The following is a 4,561-nucleotide window of genomic DNA, read 5'->3' on the forward strand; positions in this document are numbered from 1 at the left end:
CGGCACCGACGCAGCCTGCGCAAACGACCACCCCACCGGCACCCGCGCCACCAAACGCCGGTCGACCACCACCACCGGGCCAAAACCACCGTCAAAGAGACCGAAGACCCGGTCCCCGACCGCCAATCCCTCGACACCGGGACCGACCTCGAGGACCACACCCGCACCCTCAGAACCCATCAACGCAGTGGCATCCGGATACGAGCCAAGCGCAATCAGCACGTCACGGAAGTTCACTCCCGTCACACGCACACCGACCCGCACCTCACCAGGCGCCAGCGCAGAAAGCGTCACCGCAACCGGCGCAACATCCTCCAAAGCACCCCGGCCAGAACCCTCCAAACGCCACTGCTGCTCGCTGTCCGGAAGAGCCAGCACCGAAAGCGAGGACGCCCTCGCCAAACGCGGCGCCCACAACACACCATCACGCAACGCAAGCTGGGGCTCATCGACACTCAACACAGCAGCCAGCTGCTCCGCCGAAGGCTCCGCACCGTCAACGTCCACCAGCACCAGACGCCCCGGATGCTCCGACTGCGCCGAACGCACCAAACCCCACACACCAGCAGCAGCCAGATCCGTCACCGCACGGCCATCACCCACATCCACCGCACCACGCGACAACAACACCAACCGCGAACCCTCAAAACACTCCTGACCCAACCACCACTGAACAACCCCAAGAACACCACCCACACACTCACCAAACCCGCCAGACGACGACAACGACGGCAACCACACCGCCACATCCCCACCCGGCACACCCACCAACTCACCCAGCGCGCACAGCCCAACAGTCCCAGCAAAATCAGCGCTCTCGGGCACCACAACCCGAGCCCACTCCACCCCATACAACCCATCGACGTCCGCCTTCGCAGCCAGCTGCTGCGCCGACACCGACCGCAGCGTGAGCGAGTCCACTCGCGCGACCGGCGTGCCCGTGCCGTCGGCCAGCAGCAGCGAGAAGCCGTCCTGGCCCGCATCCGAGGAACGCGACAGCCGCACCCGCAGCGCGGTCGCCCCCACCGCGTACAGGGAGACTCCCTGCCACGCGAACGGCACTCCCGCCCGTCCCAGCAGCCCCGTCGGGTGCAGGGCAGTGTCCAGCAGAGCGGGGTGCAGTCCGTACAGGGCGGCGTCGCGCCGTACGCTCTCGGGGAGTTCGACCTCTGCGTACAGCTCGTCACCTGCCCGCCAGGCGGCACGGAGCCCCTGGAACACCGGGCCGTACCCGAAGCCCGCCTCCGCGGCTCGGGGGTAGAAGTCGGTGAGGTCGACGGGCTCGCCGCCGGCGGGCGGCCAGGCGGTCAGGTCGTCCGGTGCCCCGGCCGGGGCTGTGGTGTCGGAGGTCAGGAGACCGGTGGCGTGTCGTACCCAGGTCTCGTCGTCGCCCTCGGTGCGGGATTCGGGGCGGGAGTAGATCTCGACCGTGCGGGTGCCATCGTGCTGCGGTGCGCCGACGCCGACCTGGAGGTGCACAGCGCCGTTGCCGGGCAGGACCAAGGGGGCTTCGAGGGTCAGCTCGTCGAGCCGGAGACAACCGGCCTGCTCGCCCGCGTGCAGGGCGAGCTCGACGAACGCGGTGCCCGGGAAGACGACCTGGCCGTGCACGGTGTGGTCGGCCAGCCAGGGGTGCGTGCTCGTGGCGAGGCGGCCGGTGAGCAGTACGCCGTCGCCGGAGGCCAGGGTGACCGCCGCTCCAAGCAGTGGATGGTCGGCGGCGCCGAGTCCCGCGGCGGTGACGTCGCCGGTCGTGGGAAGGACGTCGGGCCAGTACGTCCGAAGGTCGAAGGCGTAGGTGGGGAGGTCCACCCGCTTGCCGCCGTACGGCTGCAGCAGCGCGGCCCAGTCGATCCGCGCACCGTGCGTGTGCAGCTGGGCGAGGGCGGTGACCAGTGCCTCGGATTCGTCGCGGTCGCCTCGCAGGGCGGGAACGGCGACGGCCGCGTCGGTGGCCGTCTGCTGAGCCATGGCGGACAGCACACCGTCCGGGCCCAGCTCCAGGAAGCGGCTGACGCCCTTGGCACGCAGGGTGCCGACGCCGTCGGCGAAGCGGACGGCGTCGCGGACGTGGCGCACCCAGTAGCCGGGGGTACGGATCTCCTTCGGGTCGGCGAGCTTCCCGGTCACATTGGAGACGATCGGAATGCGCGGGGCGTGGAAGGTCACCCCACCTGCCACAGCCGCGAACTCATCGAGCATCGCATCCATACGCGGCGAGTGGAAAGCGTGCGAGACCGTCAGCCGCTTGACCCGACGACCCTGCTCACGCCACCCGGCCTCAAGCTCCGCGACAACATCCGCGTCACCGGACACCACCACCGAAGCCGGCCCATTGACTGCAGCAATGCTCACCCGGTCTTCGTAAGAGGCCAGGGCCTCCGCGACCTCGGACTCCACACCCTCGACAGCAAGCATCGCCCCACCGGACGGCAACGCCTGCATCAACCGACCCCGCGCCGCCACCAACGCACACGCATCATCCAGCGACAACACACCCGCCACATGCGCGGCAGCCAACTCACCGATCGAGTGCCCCAGCAGGTAGTCCGGCGTGACACCCCACGACTCCAGCAGCCGGAAGAGGGCCACTTCCAGCGCAAAAAGCGCCGCCTGCGTGTAGACAGTCTGGTCGATCAGCTCCCCGTCACCGAAGAGAACCTCCCGAACCGGACGCTCCAGCTGCGAATCCAGCCGCTCCGCCACCGCATCCAACGCCTCCGCGAACACCGGGAACGCCCCATACAGCCCCGGCCCATCCCGGCCCGCTGCGCCCCCTGCCCCGTGAACAAGAACGCCGTCTTCCCCGGCACCATCGCACCGGTCACCACACCTGCCCCGGAACCACCCCCGGCGAGCTCCGCCAGCCGAACCAGAGCCGTCTCACGGTCCGGGGACAGCACCACCGCCCGGTGCTCCAGCACCGCCCGCGTCGTCACCAACGACAGCGCGGTGTCGACCAGTTCGCGGCCCCGCTGCCCCTGGTCGGCCGTCTCCAGCAGGTCGTGCAGCCGCTCGGCCTGGCCGAGCAGGCTGGCCGCCGACCGGGCGGACAGCAGCAGTGGTACGTACGGCAGCAGAGGGCCGGCAGCAGGCTGCTCGGCGTCCGGGGACTGCGCCGGCTCCGTGCTCTCCGTCGGCTCCGGGGCCTGCTCCAGAATGATGTGCGCGTTGGTACCGCTGACACCGAACGACGACACACCTGCTCGGCGCGGGCGGCCGTCGGCCTCCCACGCGCGGCTCTCGGTGAGCACCTCGACCGCGCCCGCCGTCCAGTCGATGAGCGGGGACCGCTCGTCGGCGTGCAGGGTGCGAGGCAGAACGCCGTGGCGCATGGCCATGACCATCTTGATGATCCCGGCGACACCGGAGGCGGCCTGGGTGTGACCGATGTTGGACTTGACCGAGCCGAGCCACAGCGGCCGGTCGGCCGGGCGGTCCTGACCGTACGTGGCGAGCAGCGCCTGCGCCTCGATCGGGTCGCCCAGCTTCGTACCCGTACCATGCGCCTCGACGGCGTCGATGTCGGCAGTGGTCAGGCCCGAATTGGCGAGCGCTTGGCGGATGACGCGTTCCTGGGAGGGTCCGTTGGGGGCGGTGAGCCCGTTGGACGCGCCGTCCTGGTTGACGGCGGAGCCCCGCACGACCGCCAGGACCTCGTGACCGTTGCGCCGGGCGTCCGACAGGCGCTCCACGAGCAGCACGCCGACACCCTCGCCCCAGCCGGTCCCGTCCGCGCCCGCGCCGAACGCCTTGCAACGCCCGTCCGGGGCGAGGCCGCGCTGGCGGCTGAACTCGACGAACGCCGTGGGCGTCGACATCACGGTGGCGCCGCTGGCGAGCGCGAGGGAGCACTCGCCCCGGCGCAGCGCCTGGATCGCCATGTGCAGGGCGACCAGCGACGACGAGCACGCGGTGTCCACGGTCACCGCGGGGCCTTCGAGGCCGAAGACGTAACTGATGCGTCCGGACATCACGCTGGCCGCGCTGCCGGTTCCCAGGTAGCCGTCGGAGACGTCCGGGTTGGCGAGCATCAGCGTGCTGTAGTCCTGGCCGTTGGTGCCGGCGAAGACTCCCGTACGGCTTCTGCGCAGCGACGTCGGATCGATCCCGGCGCGCTCGAACGCCTCCCAGCAGGTCTGCAGCAGCAGCCGCTGCTGCGGATCCATGGCGAGGGCCTCGCGCGGCGAGATGTCGAAGAGGCCAGCGTCGAACTCGGCCGCGTCCTCGAGGAACGCGCCCTCGCGCCCGTAGGACGTACCGCGCTTGTCCGGGTCGTCGTCGAAGAGCGTGCCCAGGTCCCAGCCCCGGTCGGCGGGGAAGTCCGCGACGGTGTCCACGCCCGAGGAGACGAGGTGCCACAGCGCGTCCGCGCTGCGCACTCCGCCGGGGAAGCGGCAGCCGATCCCGATGATCGCGATCGGCTCCGCCTCCCGCTCCTCCGCCTCGCGCAGGCGCTGCCTGGCTTGGCGGAGTTCGCCGGTCACCCAGCGAAGGTTCTCAACGAGCTTGTCTTCATTCTTTCGGCTGTCGCTCACCGGGAACCTTCTGCTGCGTCGGG

General features: G+C 70.4%; 1 protein-coding gene and 5 pseudogenes. All 6 read right to left on the reverse strand.

What is annotated here, in order from left to right:
- Positions 1–96: 96 nt before the first annotated feature.
- Positions 97–462: pseudogene (locus J1792_RS36165) on the reverse strand (alcohol dehydrogenase catalytic domain-containing protein); the annotation flags it as partial.
- Positions 460–921, reverse strand: a pseudogene (locus J1792_RS36170) (SpnB-like Rossmann fold domain-containing protein); the annotation flags it as partial. The pseudogenes J1792_RS36170 and J1792_RS36165, both read right to left, overlap by 3 nt.
- 18 nt (positions 922–939) lie before the next feature.
- Positions 940–1,479, reverse strand: a pseudogene (locus tag J1792_RS36175) (polyketide synthase dehydratase domain-containing protein); the annotation flags it as partial.
- Positions 1,471–1,812, reverse strand: a pseudogene (locus J1792_RS36180) (polyketide synthase dehydratase domain-containing protein); the annotation flags it as partial. The pseudogenes J1792_RS36180 and J1792_RS36175, both read right to left, overlap by 9 nt.
- A gap of 102 nt (positions 1,813–1,914) precedes the next feature.
- Positions 1,915–2,706 (reverse strand): annotated as a pseudogene (locus tag J1792_RS36185) (acyltransferase domain-containing protein); the annotation flags it as partial.
- Positions 2,637–4,487: a type I polyketide synthase gene (locus tag J1792_RS35500; RefSeq protein ID WP_207248500.1), complete on the reverse strand. Its 1,851-nt coding sequence runs from the start codon at positions 4,485–4,487 to the stop codon at positions 2,637–2,639. The pseudogene J1792_RS36185 and the gene J1792_RS35500, both read right to left, overlap by 70 nt.
- Between the last annotated feature and the right edge of the window lie 74 nt (positions 4,488–4,561).

Origin of the sequence: Streptomyces triculaminicus, from assembly GCF_017349075.1 — a bacterium.
GTDB classification, from domain to species: domain Bacteria; phylum Actinomycetota; class Actinomycetes; order Streptomycetales; family Streptomycetaceae; genus Streptomyces; species Streptomyces triculaminicus.